Consider the following 17395-nt stretch of genomic DNA (forward strand, 5'->3'; position numbering starts at 1 on the left):
AGGGGCGTTGGGCGTCCCGGCCGCCGTACCACGCGGGGTCGGTACGGCGGCCGGGAGCACGGTCAGCCGATGTGGAAGCTGTCCCCGTAGACCTTCCAGTCCAGGGGCGTGTTCAGACACAGGTTGTTGTTGCGCAGGAAGACCCGCTGCTCGGTGTCGACCCGGGTGGTGTCGCTGTGTGCCTCCTCCTGCTTCATGGCCCACACCCGCGCGTTCAGGAAGGCGTTGAGGTAGGTCACCTCGTTGCCGCCCTGGGCCGGCGGCTTGGCGCTGTTGAGGGCACGCTTGCGTATGTTCCGGAAGCTGGTGGAGTCGCTGCCGTCACCGTGCATGACGATGGCGTCGTAGTACGCGAACTGCCCGAGCGTGCCCAGCCCGTCCGTCTTGCCCTGCTGGACGGACGGGTTGAAGTACACCCGGTCGCGCTCGTCGTTCTGGGCCTGCTGGAAGGCGCTGTCCCCGGCCGCCGTCCGCCAGTCCCTGGGGAAGTTCGGGTCCAGACCGGAGTGCGAGTCGGTGCCGTCGACCTGGCGCAGCGCCGGCAGGTACTTGGCGAGCACGTTGCCCGGCTTGCGTGCGGCGTACAGCTCGACGAGGTCGAGCATGTCGCCGGTGCCCGAGCAGAAGCCGATGATGCCGGCCGTGTAGCCGCGGCCGTCGCCGATGTCCTCGATGTACTTGTACTGCGCCTTCCAGTCGAGCGAGGAGTTCTCGGCGCTGGAGACGAGCTTCATGGCGATCTCCTTCTTCGCCGGGTCGTCGAGCGGTGTGCAGGCCGCCGCCGCGGATGCGGAGGCGGACGCGCGCGAGGGCCTGAGCAGCGGTGCCGCGACGAGCGACGCGCCGAGCAGGGTGAGGAGGGTGCGGCGCGAGGTGTGGCTGGGATCGGTCGCGTCGACGGAGGGGTGCCTCACGGAAGCTCCAAAGGGGAGTGGGGGGTGGGGAGTTGGCCGTGCGTCACACTGATAGGAAGGTTTCCTATCAGAAGAAGCGGGCGCGTGACACCCGTCGCGTGAAAAGTTCGTACGGAAGAACGAAAACCCGTTCGGTCAGGGCAGGGGCTGCTCGGTCCAGATGACCTTGCCCGCCGGGGTGTAGCGGGTGCCCCATCGCTCGGAGAGCTGCGCCACCAGGAACAGGCCGCGCCCGCCCTCGTCCGTCATCGCCGCGTACCGCAGATGGGGCGAGGTGTTGCTGCTGTCGCAGACCTCGCAGACCAGCGTGCGGTCGAACAGCATCCGGACCCGGATGGGTTCTCCGCCGTAGCGGATGGCGTTGGTGACCAGTTCGCTCAGGATGAGCTCCGTGGTGAACGCTAGCTCGTCCAGGCCCCATTCGGTCAGTCGGCGGGTGACGCGTGCGCGTACCTCCGCGACCGCCGCCGGGTCGGACGGCACCTCCCACTCGGCGATCCGGTCGGCGGGCAGCGCGCGGGTGCGGGCGACGAGCAGGGCGATGTCGTCGCCCGGCTTGGACGGCAGCCGTGCGTCGAGCACGACCCGGCAGGTGTCCTCCGGCGAGGGACCGGCCTGCTCCAGCGCCTCGCGCAGCATGTCCAGGCCCTCGTCGATGTCGTGCTCGCGGTCCTCGACGAGCCCGTCCGTGTACAGCACGAGACGGCTGCCCTCCGGCAGTTGGAGATCGGCCGTCTCGAACGGCAGCCCGCCGAGGCCCAGCGGCGGACCGGCGGGCACCTCAAGGAACTCGACGCTGCCGTCGGGCCGGATCAGCGCGGGCGGGGGATGCCCGGCGCGGGCGACCGTGCAGTTGCGGGACACCGGGTCGTAGATCGCGTACAGACAGGTCGCCCCGATGACCGGCGCGCTGCCGTCCTCGGGCGTCTCGTCCTGGTCTATGCGGCCCACCATCTCGTCGAGCAGGGCGAGCAGTTCGTCGGGCGGCAGGTCAAGGGCGGAGAAGTTGTGCACCGCCGTACGCAGCCGCCCCATCGTGGCCGCGGCGTGCAGTCCGTGCCCGACGACATCGCCCACCACGAGGGCGACCCGGGCGCCCGACAGCGGCAGTACGTCGAACCAGTCGCCGCCGACGCCCGCCTGGGCCGGCAGATAGCGGTACGCGATCTCCAGGGCCGTCTGCTCGGGCAGGGTGCGCGGGAGCAGGCTGCGCTGGAGGGTGACGGCCATGCTGTGCTCGCGGGTGTAGCGGCGGGCGTTGTCGATGGAGACGGCCGCACGGGTCACCAGCTCCTCGGCGAGGGCCAGTTCGTCCACGTCGAACGGCTCGGGCTTCTGCGAGCGCCAGAAACTCACCACGCCCAGGACCATCGCCCCGGCCCGCAGCGGCACGGTGATCAGCGAGTGGATGCCGTACTCCACCACCTGCGTGGTCCGCTCCAGGTCCTGCTCGCGCCAACCCGCCGCCCGCGCCAGGTCCGGTTCCAGCACGGCCTGGCCGGAGCGCAGGCTGCGGGACTGCGGCGCGGTGGCGACGTACCGGATCTGCTGCTGGAGGGGATACAGCGGCGCGTCCTTGCGGATCCCGCTGAGCGCGGTCCGGCGCACCGGGGTCACCGCCTCCGGCTGGCCGCCGCTGAGCACGGCGTCGAAGAGGTCGACCGTCGCGAAGTCCGCGAACCGGGGGACGGCGAGCTCCGCCAACTCCTGGGCGGTACGGGTGACGTCCAGGCTCGTCCCGATGCCCACGCCGGCGTCGTAGAGCATGTTGAGGCGCTCGCGTGCCGCCTCCGCCCGGCCGGACAGGGCGCGCAGCTCCGTCGAGTCGCGCAGCGTGGCGACCCAGCCGGGCGGGCCGCCCTTGACGTCCGTGGGCCGCTGGTTCACGGCGAGCAGGCGGTCCTTGACCAGGTGCACCTCGTCCGTGGCCATCCGGCCCGAGGCCAGCAGGTCGGCGGTGTCGGGAGGCAGGCCGAGGTCGCGGGCGGGCCGGCCGTCGGCGTCCGCGGGCAGGTCGAGCAGCCGGTGCGCCTCGTCGTTGGCGAGCAGCAGCCGGCCCTCGCCGCTGAAGATGATCACGCCCTCCCGCACGGAGTGCAGGACCGCGTCGTGATGCTCGTACATCCGGGTCATCTCGTGCGGACCCAGCCCGTGCGTCTGGCGCAGCAGCCGTCTGCTCACCAGCGCGGTGCCGCCCGTGGCCAGGGCGAGCGCCGCGGCGGCGGCGAGCAGGACGAGGGGCAGTTGGCGGTCGGCGGCGCCGCCCACGTTCTCGGTGGTGATGCCGGCCGACACCAGGCCGACGACCTTGCCGCCGGGCGCCTCGATCGGGACCACCGCCTGGACGAGGCGGCCGATCGTCCCGTTGATCTCCTCGGTCACGGTGCGCCCGGCCAGCGCGGGCGCCAGCGTCCCGACGAACTTCTTGCCGATGCGGTCCGGCTTCGGGTGCGTGTAGCGGATGCCGTCGGTGTTCATGACGACGATGAAGTCCACGCCGGTCGCCTCGCGGGCCGCCTCCGCGCGCGGCTGCAGGATGGCCGAGGGGTCGCGACTGCTGAGCGCCTCGCGGGTGCCGGGCGCGTTGGCGAAGGCCTCGGCGACGGCGACCGAGCGGTTACGGGCTTCCTGGGTGCTGTCGTGCCGCACCTGCAGCACCAGCGCGACCACGGCGGCGACCACCAGCAGCAGCACGATCGCGACCTGGAGGACGAACACCTGTCCGGCGACGCTGCGTCCGCTCAGCGCCGACCGCAGTCCCCAGAACCGCTCGCGCGCGGCCCGATCCGCGTGCCCCACTCGTCGGGCAGGGGTGTGCCGGGCGCGCGTGGGGTCAGCCCGGTGGGTCGACCGGGCCTGGGAACGACCCAGAAGTCGGACCATGTGCTCATGTCTACACTGCCGGGCCGCACGAGGCGAGAGGCGTCACAGAGGGTGACAGGGCGCGTCGTGGTTCCTGTGTGCGGGCTGTGCGGGATGGGGTGGCGCGGTGGATTCGGCAGTCGGCTCCGGTAGCGGGATTTCGTACGGCGCCTCCGTGCATGCCGGTCTCTCCGGAGGGCCGGCTCCCGCTCAACGCCGGTCTTCCTGGGTGGCGCGGCGGGTCGCGAGCAGGAGGGCGATGTCGTCGGGGCGGTCGGCGGTGTGCCGGGCCGCCGCGGTGAGGCGTTCGGCGACGCCGGCCAGGGAGCGGCCGCCGGGGCGGGCGGCCGAGGTGCCGGCCTTGGCCAGGGCCACCCGCAGGGCCGTGATGCCGTCGTCGATGTCGACGCCCGGCCGCTCGACCAGCCCGTCGGTGTACAGCGCGAGGATCGCGCCGGGCTCGACCTCCAGCTCCGCCACCGGGTAGTGGGCCTGTGGGTCGACCCCGAGGACGACCCCGCCAGGCAGGTCCACCACCTCGGTGTGACCGTCCGGCCGGCGCAGCAGCGGCGGCGGATGTCCCGCCCGGGCCGCCCGCGCAAGACCGGAGGCCGGGTCGAGCCGGATGTAGCAGCAACTCGCGAACTGGCCGGGATCGAGGTCGATGAGCAGGTGGTTCGTGCCGCTCAGCACCTCGTCGGGTGGCCGGTCGCCGAGTGCGAACGCCCTTACCGCGGTGCGTAGTTGACCCATCGTGGCCGCCGCCTGCACACCGTGCCCCTGTACGTCGCCGATGACCAGCGCCAGCCCGTCCCCGGCCTCGACGACGTCGTACCAGTCCCCGCCCACCTCCATGCCCTGGGTGCCGGGCAGATAGCGTCCGCTGGTCTCCACGTCCGGGTGGACCGACAGCTTGCGCGGCAGCAGGGCCTGCTGCAGGCCGCGCGCGAGGGCGGCCTCGCTCTCGTAGCGCTGGGCCTTCTCCATGGCGTGGGCGATCAGCCCGGCGAGCGCGGTGAGGACCGTGCGTTCCTCGGTGCTGAAGCTGCGCGGGCGGTCGAAGCCGAGGATGCAGGAGCCGACCGGGCGCCCGGAGGCGATCAGGGGCAGGAAGGCGCGGGCGCCCTCGGCCGCGTCCAGGGGGATACCCGGGTAGGCGGCCGTCAGCTGCTGCATCGAGTCGAAGAAGAGCGGCCTACCGCTGGTCAGCGTCTCGACGCCGGGCAGCCGGGCGTCGAGACCGACCCCCTCGAAGGGGGCGAGGAACCCCTTGGGGAAGCCGGCCTCCCAGGCCAGGTACAGGTGCCGGTCCTGCAGGAGGTAGAGGGCGAGCCGTCGGCCGCCGAACGCGGGCAGCAGCTCCCGCATGACCACGGCCGACACCTGCCGTGCCGTGACCGCCTCGGTGAGCGCGATGGCCAGCACGATGGGCCGGTACAGCGGGGCCAGCGAGGGCATGCCGGACTGGGACGCATCGGCCGGTACGTCCGTGTCGGCCGCGGTGCTCGCCATCCGGTTCGCCGGGCGGAAGGTACAGGTAAGGACGGATGCGCCGGCATGGACGGAGACGTCGAGCCAGGCACTCTCGTACGAGGCGGCGCCGCCGTCCGTGTCGGCGTCGTCGGCGTCGTCGGCCGGGCGCTCGACGTGGAAGCGGACCGGGTCGGGAGAGAGCAGGGCGCTGCGCAGATGGTCCTCGCAGGCGGGCTGGTTCAGCCAGGGCACGGCCTCCCACAGCGGCCGGCCCAGCAGTTCGCCCTGTGAGCGGTGCAGCAGCTGTCCGGCGCGTGGATTGGCGTAGTGGACAAGGCCGAGCCGGTCCAGGCCGAGCACGCCCTCGGGCAGCAGGTCGGCGGCGGCGTCGGCAGCCGGGCCGGGCCCGGGTTCGACGACTAGACCCCGCACGGGACGGGGGTTCGACGGGGTGCCGGGGGCGGTGGCGTACGGGTTCCACAGCTCGACCAGCCGGAGCGGGCCGGTCTTGGGCTGCGTGTACAAGGGGAGGGCAGGAGGCCTGCCGGCGGCCGTGTCCCGGAGAGCGGTCAGGATCCGCTCGGCCTCGTCCGGGGCCACCGCGTCCGCGAGCGCCGCCGCGGAGGCCGAGATCTCGCCCTTCGGCCCGCCCAGCAGGCCCGGCAGCCGTTCGTCCACGGTCACCACGTCCGTCGCCGGGTCCCAGGCGAAGGCACCGGCCCGCCCGGCCGGCCGCTGCGCGCCCGGCGGACGTATGCAGACCGGCTCGCCGTCCCAGGCGACCGCCGGGCCGCCCTCGTCGTCGAGACCCCGCAGATCCTCGCCCAGCTCCTCGGCCAGGCCCACCATGCGGTCGCGGTGGCGCAGCAGCTCGGTGGCGTCGGCGGCGGAGGGCCGTAGCACGGTCAGTACGCCGAAGGTGGTCGCGCCCGCCGCGATGGGCACGTACAGCGAGCCGAACTGGAAGGGCAGGCTGGCCGCGAACTGGGGGTAGCGGCGCATCGTCTCCGTGGCGTTCGGGAGGACCACCTGGACGCCCAGCCGGTAGGCGTCGGCCACGGGGAAGGCCCGGTCCACGTGCATCCGCCACCAGGCGCGGAACAGCGGGCCGGGCAGCCCCGAGAGCACGGCCAGGCGCAGCAGGCCGGGCGTGCCGGAGCGCAGATAGACGCCGCCCGAGTGCCCGCCGGCCGCGCCGATCGCCTCCGTCGAGGCGTCGATCAGCAGCGCGGCCAGCTGCCCGGGCGTCCGTATGTCCTCCGCGCTCCCAGTCATCAGCCCTGCCTCGTCCGCGCCCGCCGAGCGGGCGACACAGCAAGAATGCGCCACGACGGGGGCGCGGCGCACCTGGGCGGTACGGATTCGGTGCTCGCGGCGGGAGTGACGCACGGTTGTGGCGGGATGCGCGGAGTGTACCGGGAGTCCGGCGGCACGGCGCTCCACGGGAGTGCGGCCCCGGCCGACGTGACCCGGTCCGGGAGGCAATGCGCGACCGCGGCCGGAAAGTGATGCCGCCGACAGCGTCCGACTGCCCTTCCTCCGAAGGGACTTGGCGGAGCCGTCGATCCATGTAGCCGCCATTGTTTTCCCAACGGGCGGCAACGGCCGTGCAACCAGCCGATATCCCGGGTCATGGCTTGGCCAACCCCTTCCCGCACGTTGTCCACAAGTTCACCACCCACCCCTGATGCACCCCACCGAGCCGGGCGGAGAGTGATCGGCGGTCCGCTTCCAGGGCGGGCTCAAGCCCTCACTCCGCAGAGCCGATCCCGCTCAAGAAGGGGCGATCATGGCCGAGTTGACACGCCGTAGACTTCTGGGTTCCGCCGCGGGCGCGCTGGGCGGCGCCGCGGCCTTCAACCTCCTCCCGCCGAGCGTCCAGAAGGCCGTCGCGGCCGAGCCGCCCAAGAACGGCTCGCTGCGCGACATCGAGCACGTCGTCATGCTGATGCAGGAGAACCGGTCCTTCGACCACTATTTCGGCACCCTGTCCGGTGTCCGCGGCTTCGCCGACCCGCGTGCCCTGAAACTCGACAACGGGCGCAACGTCTTCTACCAGCCGGACACCGTGAACCCGAAGGGCTACCTGCTGCCCTTCCACCTCGACACCCACACCTCCAGCGCCCAGGCCATCCCCTCCACCAGCCACGCCTGGTCGGTCCAGCACCAGGCCTGGAACAACGGCAAGATGGACCAGTGGCTGCCCGCCCACCGCGCGGCCGACGGCGTCAACGGCCCCTACGTCATGGGCTATTACACGCGCGAGGACATCCCGTTCCAGTTCGCGCTCGCTGAGACCTTCACCATCTGCGACAACTACTTCTGCTCGGTGTTCGGGCCGACCTGGCCCAACCGCCTGATGTGGATGACCGGTTCGATCGATCCGGGCGGCACGCAGGGCGGCCCGATCATCAGCAACGTGGCGCCGACGCCGTACCGCTGGACCACCTACGCGGAGCGCCTCCAGAACGCCGGCGTCAGCTGGAAGGTGTACCAGGAGGAGGACGACTACGGCACCAACATGCTGGAGCAGTTCGCGTCGTTCAAGAACGCGCAGCCCGGCTCCGACCTGTACGAGCGGGGCGTACGCCCGCAGCCGCACGGCACCTTCGAGGACGACGCCCGCAACGACCGGCTGCCGACGGTCTCGTGGATCTGCCCCACGAGCTACCAGTCGGAGCACCCCGACTACCTCCCGGCAGCGGGCGCCGACTACGTGGCGTCGAAGATCGAGGCGATCGCGTCCAACCCGAAGGTGTGGCGCAAGACGGCCTTCATCCTCAACTACGACGAGAACGACGGTCTGTTCGACCACGTCGCCCCGCCGACCCCGCCCGCGGGCACCAAGGACGAGTTCATCCAGGGGCTGCCGATCGGTGGCGGCTTCCGCGTGCCCGCCATCATCATCTCGCCCTGGACCGTGGGTGGTTGGGTCGCCTCGGAGGCCTTCGACCACACCTCGGCGCTGCAGTTCCTGGAGCGGTTCACCGGCGTCGAGGAGCCGAACGTCACCGACTGGCGGCGCGAGACCTTCGGCGACTTCACCACCGCCTTCCGCTTCCGCGACGCCCGCCCGCGCTCGCCCCGGCTGCCCCACGACACGGCGGAGCAGCTGGAGAAGGCGCAGGAGGAGGTGGCCACGCTGCCGAAGCCGACGCTGCCCGGCGCGGACCAGAGGTTCCCGCACCAGGAGCGGGGCCGCCGCCCGCACGTCTGACGGACGACCGAGGGCCCGGGGCGCATCTGTCCGGGCCCTCTTCGCGGGTCCGCAGTCTTGTGGGAGCGCTCCCAAGGCGGCAGGATGCTGCGGTGACCCCGTCTTCAGACAGCCGCGGCACCATCCGCCCGTACCGGCCCGAGGACCGCGAGGCCCTCGACGACATCTGCGTGCGCACCGCGCACCTCGGCCAGGACAGCCGACCCTTCTACGCGGACCCCGGCATCTTCCCGGTCATCTTCGCCGCTCCGTACGTCCATCTGGAGCCGGACCTGGCCTTCGTCCTGGACGACGGCGAGGGGCACGCGGTCGGCTACATCGTCGGCACCGCCGACACCCCCCGGTTCGTCGCGGAGTTCCGCGCGAAGTGGCTGCCCCTGGTCTCCGACCGCTACCCGCGGAACCCCGGCCCGCCGACCACCGCCGACGCGGCGATGATCCCGCTGCTGTACGACCCCGAGCGGATGATCGTCCCCGAAGTCGCCGCCTACCCGGCCCACTTGCACATCGACTTGCTCCCCGACTGGCAGGGGCAGGGCCACGGCCGAGCGCTGATGCGCACCTTGCTGCGCGCCCTGGCGGACCGGGGCGTCCCGGCCCTCCACCTCTGCATGGTCACCGCCAACACCCCGGCCAGGGCCTTCTACGATCGCCTCGGCTTCCACGAGATCCCGGTGCCGGACCCCGGCACCGTCACCTATCTCGGGCGTACGACAGGGGAGTTGGCCTGAGCGTCGGGCCGACTCCGCCGACCGGGCCTCAGATCCAGGTGTCCAGCCACATCCGTGCCTGCCAGTCGGGGTACGGGATCGTCATGCCCGTATAGATCGGGAAGAAGTAGATGAAGTTCCAGACGATCAACAGCACCAGTACACCCGCGCCCACCGCGCCCACCCTCCGCCGCCGCTGATCCGCGCCGGGCGGACCCGGCATCGCGCCCACCATCATCGCGACGGCCAGACACAGGAACGGCACGAACACCACGGAGTAGAAGGAGAAGATCGTACGGTCCTGGTAGTTGAACCACGGCAGGTAACCGGCGGCCACCCCGCACAGCACTGCGCCCGCGCGCCAGTCGCGGCGCCAGGCCCAGCGGAAGAGCAGGTAGAGGATCGCGCAGCAGCCCGCCCACCACAGCAGCGGTGTGCCCAGGGCGAGGATCTCCTGCGAGCAGCCGGCGGTGGCGTGGCAGCCGTCCTGGGCCTTCGGGGCCTCGTAGTAGAACGACACGGGCCGGCCCTGGACCAGCCAGCTCCACGGGTTCGACTTGTAGCGGTGCCAGGCGTGCAGGTCGATGTTGAACTCGTAGACGGCGTGCTCGTAGTGCCACAGGCTGCGCAGCGGTGCCGGGATCCACGACCACAGGCCGCCGCGGCCGTCCGCCCAGTGCCGGTCGTACCCCTTGTCGGACAGGAACCAGCCGGTCCAGGTCGCCAGATACGTCAGGACGGCGACCGGCACGAGGGACAGCGTCGACCAGCCGAAGTCCTTGCGCAGCATCGCGCGGTAGGGGTGGCGCGCTCCGGCGACGCGGCGGGAGCCGACGTCCCAGAGCACGGCCAGGGCGACGAAGAAGACCAGGAAGTACAGGCCGTTCCACTTGCTCGCGGCGGCCAGGCCAAGGAAGAAGGCGGCTGCCAGTCGCCACGGCCGCAGGCCCGTGCCCACGTGTTCGCCGGTGTGCAGGTCCGGCCGCGCGAAGCCGTCCTCGCCCACCGGGAGGGCGGCCGCGAGCCGGGCCCTTGCCTTGTCGCGGTCGACGAGCAGACAGCCGAACGCCGCCAGCGCGAAGAACATGACGACCAGGTCCAGCAGGGCGGTGCGGCTCATCACCAGGTGCAGGCCGTCCACCGTCATCAGCGCTCCGGCCAGACAGCCCAGCGCCGTCGAGCGGAACAGGCGGCGCCCTATTCGGCACAGCATGAGCACCGACAGCGTGCCCAGGACGGCCGTCATGAAGCGCCAGCCGAACGGGTCCAGGCCGAACATCCACTCCCCGAGGCCGATCACCCACTTCCCCATCGGCGGGTGCGCGACGAAGCTGCCGGCGTCGGAGAGCGGGATGACCTGGTGCTGCGCCAGGATCTGCGGGTCGGCGACCTTGCGGTCGGGCCAGGTGCCCTCGTAGCCGAGCCGGAGCATCGACCACGAGTCCTTGGCGTAGTACGTCTCGTCGAAGATCAGGTCGTGCGGTGAGCCCAGCCGCCAGAACCGGAGGATCCCGGCGACGACGGCGACGAGCACCGGGCCCACCCAGCCCACGGACCGGGCGGCGAGGCCGGCCAGCCGCGGGCTCAGCCCGACCGAGTCCCAGCGGCCGGTGCCCGGTTCCGGGAAGGGCGGGACCAGTCGCTCGCGCGTGTCGACGGGGCGGGGCGCCGAGTACCCGAACCGGCGCAACCGCCGCGCCCAGGCACTCGGCTCGCCATCCGTCAGGTCCTGTTGGCCGACCTGTTCCCGCGTCGGGGTGTCACTCGTCACCGGATCATCGTAGGGAAGGGCACGCGGCCGGGGTCAGGCGGTGCGCAGGGTCTGCTTCGCCAGCTCGAACGCCGGGAGCATGTCCTCGTACTCCTCGGAGTCCAGGCCGCCGAGGTGCAGGACGACCGGTCCGCTCGCGGTGGTGACGGCGAGCGCGCGTTCCTTCTTCGTCTCGTCCAGGAGCTTGCTGGTGAACAGGTACTCCACCTCGACGCCGTCGAGGCCGCCGCTCTTGAACGTCGTGTACTTCGGCTTGCTCGTGTTGTCCTCGGCCGCCACGAAAGCCTTCAGCACGGTACGTGCGTCGTCCTTGCCCGGCTTCCCGGTCCAGACGCGGAGGAAGCCGATGTGGCCCGCCGGCTTGGCGTCCACCTCGCAGGTGCCGGTGACCGGGCCCTGGTGCAGGAGCGCGTCGGCGAGTTCCTCGGCGAGGTCGCTCCCGTCCCCGGTCGTCTCGGCGTCGATGGCCTCCGCCTTCCAGTCCGCGGCGATGTCGAAGGTGACCGGGAGTTCGCAGGCCGAGCCCGACCTGCCGATCGTGCCGCCGCTCTTTGCGACCTTGCCGCTCCCGCCGGCCGCGTCCGCCGTCGTCGCACTCGCTCTCGGCGCCTCGTCGGACGCCTCCGCGCACCCCGTCAACACCCCTGCCAGCAAAGCCGTACAGGCCAGCCCGCGTCGTGTGTTCCCCGCCCCCACCAGCATTTTCGACCTCTCCTCTTCGATTCGGCCGGGACACAGTATCCGAGGTGCGGCGACGGCCCCGAATGACCCATGATGGCCCGGTGAGTTCGCTGACGTTCGACCGCTATTGCCATGAGATCGGCTACCAGACCGATCTGCTCGCCGGGCATGTGAAAGGCGCGGACGGGACCGCTCCGGTCGCCTCCTGCCCCGGCTGGGACCTCGACCGACTGCTGCGGCACGTGGGCGGTGACCACCGGTGGGCGGACGAGGTGGTCCGTACGCGAGCCGACGGACCCGTCCCCGACGAAGGGGTCAACGACCCGTCCGTGTATGCCGACATCGACGCCGCCGCACTGGGCGCGTGGCTCTCCGACGGAGCCGCCGCACTCGCCGCGGGCCTGCGTGCCGCGGGGCCGAGAGCGCAGGTGTGGACGCCGGCCGAGGACCGGTTCACGACCGCGTTCTGGGCCCGGCGCATGGCCCACGAGACCGTCGTGCACCGGGCCGACGCGGCATTGGCGACCGGGGCGGAGTTCCGGCTGGACGACGACCTCGCGGCCGACGGGATCGAGGAGTGGTTGGAGTTCTCGACCGTCTCCGAGGCGTACGAGCCGCAGCCCGGCACCTCCGAACTGCTAGGCGCCGGCCGCTCGCTGCGCTTCCACGCCATCGGCGCGGGGCAGTGGTTCGTCGACCTCGACGGCGACCGGCCCACCTGGCGCATCGGGTACGGCGAGGCCGCCGTGAGCCTGCGCGGCCCCGTGACCGACCTGCTCCTGCTCCTCTACCGACGCCCCGCGCCCGCCGTCGAAGTGCGCGGCGACACGGACCTCTTGGACCTGTGGCTGACCCGAACGGGTTTCTGGCTGGAGGTTTAGCGGTCGGCGCCCCGTGATCAGGCGCCCGACCAGTATCGTTTTCGATTCTCCTGCGGCCCGTGTGTCTGTGGACTCGAACGCTTCCTAAGAGATTCCGATGAATTTCCGATGCGGTTGAACACACCTGTCGTCTTGTGCGTATGGGACCGGGGGAAGCTATGCCCGACCGGACCCGAGGCGCAGGAGAACTTCCGTGGGACGCAACACGCGCAGACGACCAACAGGCGCGCGCCGCGCCAGCTTCGCAGCAGTGGCGCTGATGTTGGGAGGAGGAGGCCTCGTCGCGGCCAACGTGTACGCGTCGGCCACCGAGAGCGGCGGGGACTCGTCGCAGCACACGGACAGCGCCCAGGGCGGCGTCACGGTGGACTGCCCCGACGTCGGTGACCAGTTGACCGACGTGCCCGACGAGGCGCAGCCGAAGGTCGACCAGGACCTCGCCGCGCTGGACGGGCAGATAGCCGAGGCCTACCAGCGGATGCAGGGCGGAGGCTCCGACGACGTCCTCGCCTCGCTGAAGGAGAAGCGGTCGGCGACGATCGAGGACATCTCCAACACGATGGACGACGCGGGGGAGCGGCCGCAGGGCCTGGACGACCTCGCCGAGTGCACATGGCGTCAGTCCGACGACCAGAGCGGACAGGACCAGGCCCAGGACCAAGGGCAGGAACAGGGCCAGGAAGGTCAGGACCAGGGCGACGGCTCGGACCAGGGCGACCAGCCGGCCGGCAACGGACCGGTCGTCGGGGACTACGCGGACATCAACTCCGTGCAGCCCAACTCGCCCGCGCCGGACCTCAACTCGTTCGTCTCCAAGGGCACCTTCACCACCAGCTGTGGTGTGAACGAGAACGGACTGCGCAACTCCGACAACGTGATCGTGGCCCCGGGTGTCTCCAACGGCGCCCACCACTTCCACGACTACATCGGCAACCAGTCCAACACCGCCTTCGCGAGCGACGACGACCTCGCCAACGCCGACACCACCTGCGAGAACCCGGGCGACAAGTCCACGTACTACTGGCCGGTGATCCGCCTGCAGAACGGCACGCAGGAGAAGGACGCGGGCGCGCCCGGCGGTGGCACCGAGGGCAACGCGGGCCAGATCGTCACGCCCAAGCAGGTCACGCTGACGTTCATCGGCAACGCGGGCAGCGAGGTCACGGCGATGCCCCGCCTGCTGCGCATCATCACCGGCGACGCGAAGGCGTTCGTCAACGGCACGGCCAACGCCAACGCCTCCTGGAGCTGCACCGGCTTCGAGGACCGGCAGCTGAAGGACAAGTACCCGCTCTGCCCCCAGGGCAGTGACGTGGTCCGCACCTTCCGCTTCCAGAGCTGCTGGGACGGCCGCAACATCGACAGCGCCAACCACCGCACCCACGTGGCGTTCGCGGACGCCTCCGGCAACTGCCCGAACGACTTCAAGGCCATCCCGCAGCTGGTGCAGCGGATCGTCTACGACGTCGACGCGCCGAGCCTCCAGGACGGCGGGAAGACGACACCACTGTTCGCGGTGGACTCCTTCCCCGAGCAGCTGCACAAGCCGGTCACCGACCACGGCGACTTCATCAACGTCTTCTCCGACAAGCTGATGGGCGAGGCCGTCGACTGCATCAACGGCGGCCGCCAGTGCGGTGCCGGCACCGGCGAGGACCCGGGTTCGGACGACGGTGCGACCCCGCCGGCGACCGAGCAGCCCAGCGAGCAGCCCACGGACCCGGCGTCCGAGGACCCGACCGAGCAGCCCACGCAGAAGCCCACCGAGGAGCCGACCGACCAGCCGACCGAGGAGCCGCCGGCCCAGCCGACCGACGACCCGGCCGACAACCCGTCGGAGTCTCCCCGCGAGACCGCCGGTGACGACAACGGGTCGAACTCCGGGAACGGCAACGGGAACAACAACGACAACGGCAATGAGAACGGCAACGGCTCCGACGACCAGAACAACGACGAGCCCACCGTCTCCAGCACCAAGGAGCCCCAGGTCCTCGCCTCCTCCTCGAAGAGTGCCGAGGCGGCTCCGGTGGGCCAGGACAGCTCCACGCAGCCTTCCCAGAACGCGGGCGGCAACGACCCGGTTGCGGAAGGCGGGAGCCAGTCGCAGGCGGTCCAGGGCGGTGACCTCGCCGAGACGGGCACGACCCTGTGGCCCGCAGCGGCCGGCACGGTCCTCCTGATCGGAGGCTTGGTCCTGCTCACCCGCACCAGGCGCCGCTACCCGGCCAGCTGACACACGCTCATCCACACAAGAGCGCTCGGACCGTACGTACGACGTACGGTCCGAGCGCTCTTGTCCGCCGTCATTCCTCCGGCTGCGGGTGCCGCGACGCCGTCTTGACGTCCGCCTCGACGTCGTTGCGCGCCAGCCCCTCGTCCTTCGCGTACTCGGTGACGGCGGCCTGCACCTCGCGCGCGAGATCGCGCCAGGCCCGCCAGGCCGTCTCGTAGGTGTCGGTCTGCGTCGCGCTCCAGCCGTCCGGCAGGGTCGGCGGCCCGTAGGAGTCCCGCAGCTCCTCGACCCGGTCGTGCGCCTGGTCGGCGGCGCGCTGCTTCTCCACGAGTTCGTCGTAGGTATGTGTCACGGGATCAGACGATAAAGACCGATACATCCCTTAGTGCGATGGACACGACTGTCCGGACCGGCATTCAGGCGCTCCGGGTCACGGCCTCGCCCAGCAGTTCGCGCACCGCGTCCAGAGCCGCGGCCCGGTCGGCGGGCACCAGACCGATGCGGGTACGGCGGTCCAGCAGATCGGCCTCGTCGAGTGCCCCTTCGTGGCGTACGGCCCACAGGAGTTCGGCGGCGGTGACGGCATGCCACGGCAGCACGGGCTCGCCGAGCCGGGGATCGCGCTCGGCGAGGGCCTGGACGGCCGGGGCTTCGGTGCCGTACCGACGGACCAGCCGGCGAGGCACCGGAAGCGCGTCCAGCGTGCGTGGCGAGGCGGCACCGACCAGGGGGAGTGAGGCAGTGGGGGAGGGGCCTGCCGTGAGGCCGCGGCTGCGGACGGCGGCGTCCACGGCGTCCTGCGCCATCCGCCGGTAGGTGGTGAGCTTGCCGCCGACCACGGTGACGACGCCCTGCGGCGAGGTGAGCACCGCGTGCCGGCGGGAGATGTCGGAGGTCCTGGCCGCCGTACCGGAGTGTGCGTCGGGCGTGGTGTCCAGCAGGGGGCGCAGTCCGGCGAAGGCGCCCACGACGTCGTCGCGGTGGACGGGGGCGTCGAGGACCGAGCCGAGGACGTCGAGCAGGAACCCGATGTCCGTCTCGGGGACCTCCGGCACGTCCGGGATGTCGCCGTCGACGGGTTCGTCGGTGAGGCCGACGTAGACCCGGCCGTCGCCCTGGGGCAGGACGAGGACGAAGCGGTTGGTCTCGCCGGGGACGGGGATGTGCAGCCCGGCCGGCAGCGGGCCGAGGCGGTCGGCGCGCAGGACGAGGTGGGTGCCGCGGGAGGGGCGGATGCGGATGCCGTCCACCAGGCCGCCGGACCACACGCCGGCCGCGTTGACGACCGCGCGGGCCCTGATCTCGCCTTCCTCGCCCGTGAGTTCGTCGCGGACGCGGGCGCCGGAGCCGGTCAGCTCCAGGGCCCGGACGCGGGTGAGGATCCGGGCGCCGTGTGCGGCGGCGGTCCGGGCGAGGGCGGTGACCAGGCGGGCGTCGTCGGTGAGCCGGCCGTCCCAGGACAGCAGGCCGCCGCGGACCGTGTCGGCGCGCAGGGCGGGCGCGAGGTGGCGGGTCTCCAGCGCGGAGAGACGGCGGGGGGCGGGCAGGGTGGCCCGGGAGGTGCGGGCGGCGAGGCGCAGGGTGTCGCCGGCCCGGAAGCCTGCCCAGGCCAGGGCGGCCTGGCCGCGGGAGACCAGGGGAGTCAACGGCAGCACGAACGGCTGGGCGCGGACCAGGTGGGGCGCGGTGCGCTCCATCAGCACCCCGCGCTCGACCGCGCTCTCGTGGGCCACGTCGAGCTGGCCGGAGGCGAGGTAGCGCAGCCCGCCGTGGATGAGCTTGCTGCTCCAGCGGGAGGTGCCGAAGGCCAGGTCGTGCGCGTCGATCGCGGCGACCGTCAGTCCACGGGCCGCCGCGTCCAGGGCGACCCCGGCGCCGGTCGCGCCGAGGCCCACGACGAGGACGTCGACGACGGGACCGCCCACCGTGTCGGCCAGGTCGCGAGAGCGCCGGGCGGAGGACAGGGACGAACCTGCGGCGGGGCCGTGCGTCATGGCGTGAGGGTCCTCTCCAGGATGTCCCGCAGCTCCGTGAGGAAGGCGGCGGAGGACAGGTCGGCGTCGTCCTCGTCGGTCATGGTCCGCAGGGACAAGGTGAAGGACTGCACGATCAACAGCAGCGACCGGGCCTGCCGTTCAAGGTGTCCGGTACGTACCGAACCGTCGGCGTGACCTTCCTTGAGGCCGTCGGCGAGCAGTTCCAGCAGAGCGTTCTGGCTGGCTCCGCGACGGTCCAGTACGTAGGTCAGCAGCAGTTCGGGATCGACGTCGACGATCTTGCGGAAGAGCGGGTGCGCGCGGAACGACCCGACTCCGGCGACGAGGCCTTCCACGAGCCGCTCGCGCGCGGTCGTGTCCGGGCGGTGCTCGGGGATGGCCCCGGCGGCCACGTCGACCCACTCGCGGGTCATCAGGTCGCCCACCAGGGAGCGCACATCGGGCCAGCGCCGGTACAGCGTCATGCGGGAGACGCCCGCGCGGCGGGCCACGTCGGTGAGCGTGGTGCGGCGGACTCCGACGGCCAGGACGCAGTCGCGGACCGCGTCGAGCACCGCGTCGCCGTCCGACTGGTTGTTACGAATAGGCGTCATGTGTCACAGTGTAACGCCTCGGGACCCCGTGCGGTCGTCGGGGAACGGAACCGGAGCGCGAGC

12 protein-coding genes are annotated in these 17395 nt (G+C 71.8%); 4 read left to right on the top strand and 8 right to left on the bottom strand.

Going from position 1 to position 17395, the window contains the following annotated elements; translation table 11 throughout:
• Positions 1 to 62: 62 nt before the first annotated feature.
• From M2283_RS06225 to M2283_RS06235, 3 genes are all read right to left on the bottom strand, one after another.
• A complete protein-coding gene (locus tag M2283_RS06225; RefSeq protein ID WP_280875029.1) occupies positions 63 to 914 on the bottom strand; it encodes a chitosanase in 852 nt (283 codons plus the stop codon).
• Between the two features lie 135 nt (positions 915 to 1049).
• Positions 1050 to 3797, bottom strand: a complete 2748-nt coding sequence (locus tag M2283_RS06230) for a SpoIIE family protein phosphatase/ATP-binding protein (RefSeq protein ID WP_280875031.1) — start codon at positions 3795 to 3797, stop codon at positions 1050 to 1052.
• Between the two features lie 189 nt (positions 3798 to 3986).
• Entirely contained in the window at positions 3987 to 6524 is a 2538-nt protein-coding gene (locus M2283_RS06235; RefSeq protein ID WP_280875564.1) for a SpoIIE family protein phosphatase, read from the bottom strand.
• A gap of 514 nt (positions 6525 to 7038) precedes the next feature.
• Here M2283_RS06235 and M2283_RS06240 point away from each other — a divergent pair.
• Positions 7039 to 8466 (top strand): alkaline phosphatase family protein, encoded by a 1428-nt coding sequence (locus tag M2283_RS06240; RefSeq protein ID WP_280875032.1) that lies wholly within the window; start codon positions 7039 to 7041, stop codon positions 8464 to 8466.
• 92 nt (positions 8467 to 8558) lie between these two features.
• On the top strand, positions 8559 to 9197 hold the full coding sequence (locus tag M2283_RS06245; protein ID WP_280875033.1) for a GNAT family N-acetyltransferase: 639 nt from the start codon (positions 8559 to 8561) through the stop codon (positions 9195 to 9197).
• Positions 9198 to 9225: 28 nt separating this feature from the next.
• Here the strand turns inward: M2283_RS06245 and M2283_RS06250 are convergent, their stop codons facing one another.
• A complete protein-coding gene (locus M2283_RS06250) occupies positions 9226 to 10947 on the bottom strand; it encodes a dolichyl-phosphate-mannose--protein mannosyltransferase (RefSeq protein WP_432423032.1) in 1722 nt (573 codons plus the stop codon).
• Between the two features lie 33 nt (positions 10948 to 10980).
• Positions 10981 to 11649, bottom strand: coding sequence for a lipoprotein (locus M2283_RS06255; protein WP_280875034.1), 669 nt, complete (start codon positions 11647 to 11649; stop codon positions 10981 to 10983).
• 80 nt (positions 11650 to 11729) lie between these two features.
• On the opposite strand from M2283_RS06255, the gene M2283_RS06260 reads away from it, so the two are divergent.
• Both M2283_RS06260 and M2283_RS06265 read left to right on the top strand, forming a co-directional pair.
• Positions 11730 to 12509 carry a maleylpyruvate isomerase family mycothiol-dependent enzyme gene (locus M2283_RS06260; RefSeq protein WP_280875035.1) on the top strand — a complete coding sequence of 260 codons (780 nt, stop codon included), beginning with the start codon at positions 11730 to 11732 and terminating at the stop codon, positions 12507 to 12509.
• Between the two features lie 259 nt (positions 12510 to 12768).
• Positions 12769 to 14742 (top strand): DUF1996 domain-containing protein, encoded by a 1974-nt coding sequence (locus M2283_RS06265; protein WP_432423038.1) that lies wholly within the window; start codon positions 12769 to 12771, stop codon positions 14740 to 14742.
• 70 nt (positions 14743 to 14812) lie between these two features.
• Here M2283_RS06265 and M2283_RS06270 read toward each other — a convergent pair whose 3' ends face one another.
• The 3 genes from M2283_RS06270 to M2283_RS06280 all read right to left on the bottom strand — a co-directional run bounded on the left by M2283_RS06270 (position 14813) and on the right by M2283_RS06280 (position 17332).
• Complete coding sequence (locus M2283_RS06270) at positions 14813 to 15094, bottom strand: hypothetical protein (RefSeq protein ID WP_280875037.1); 282 nt, start codon at positions 15092 to 15094, stop codon at positions 14813 to 14815.
• 64 nt (positions 15095 to 15158) lie between these two features.
• Positions 15159 to 16736, bottom strand: coding sequence for a glycerol-3-phosphate dehydrogenase/oxidase (locus tag M2283_RS06275; RefSeq protein ID WP_280875038.1), 1578 nt, complete (start codon positions 16734 to 16736; stop codon positions 15159 to 15161).
• Complete coding sequence (locus M2283_RS06280) at positions 16733 to 17332, bottom strand: TetR/AcrR family transcriptional regulator (protein WP_280875039.1); 600 nt, start codon at positions 17330 to 17332, stop codon at positions 16733 to 16735. The genes M2283_RS06275 and M2283_RS06280 overlap by 4 nt, the downstream gene beginning before the upstream one ends.
• Positions 17333 to 17395: the final 63 nt, after the last annotated feature.

Source organism: Streptomyces pseudovenezuelae (genome assembly GCF_029892565.1).
GTDB lineage: Bacteria > Actinomycetota > Actinomycetes > Streptomycetales > Streptomycetaceae > Streptomyces > Streptomyces pseudovenezuelae_A.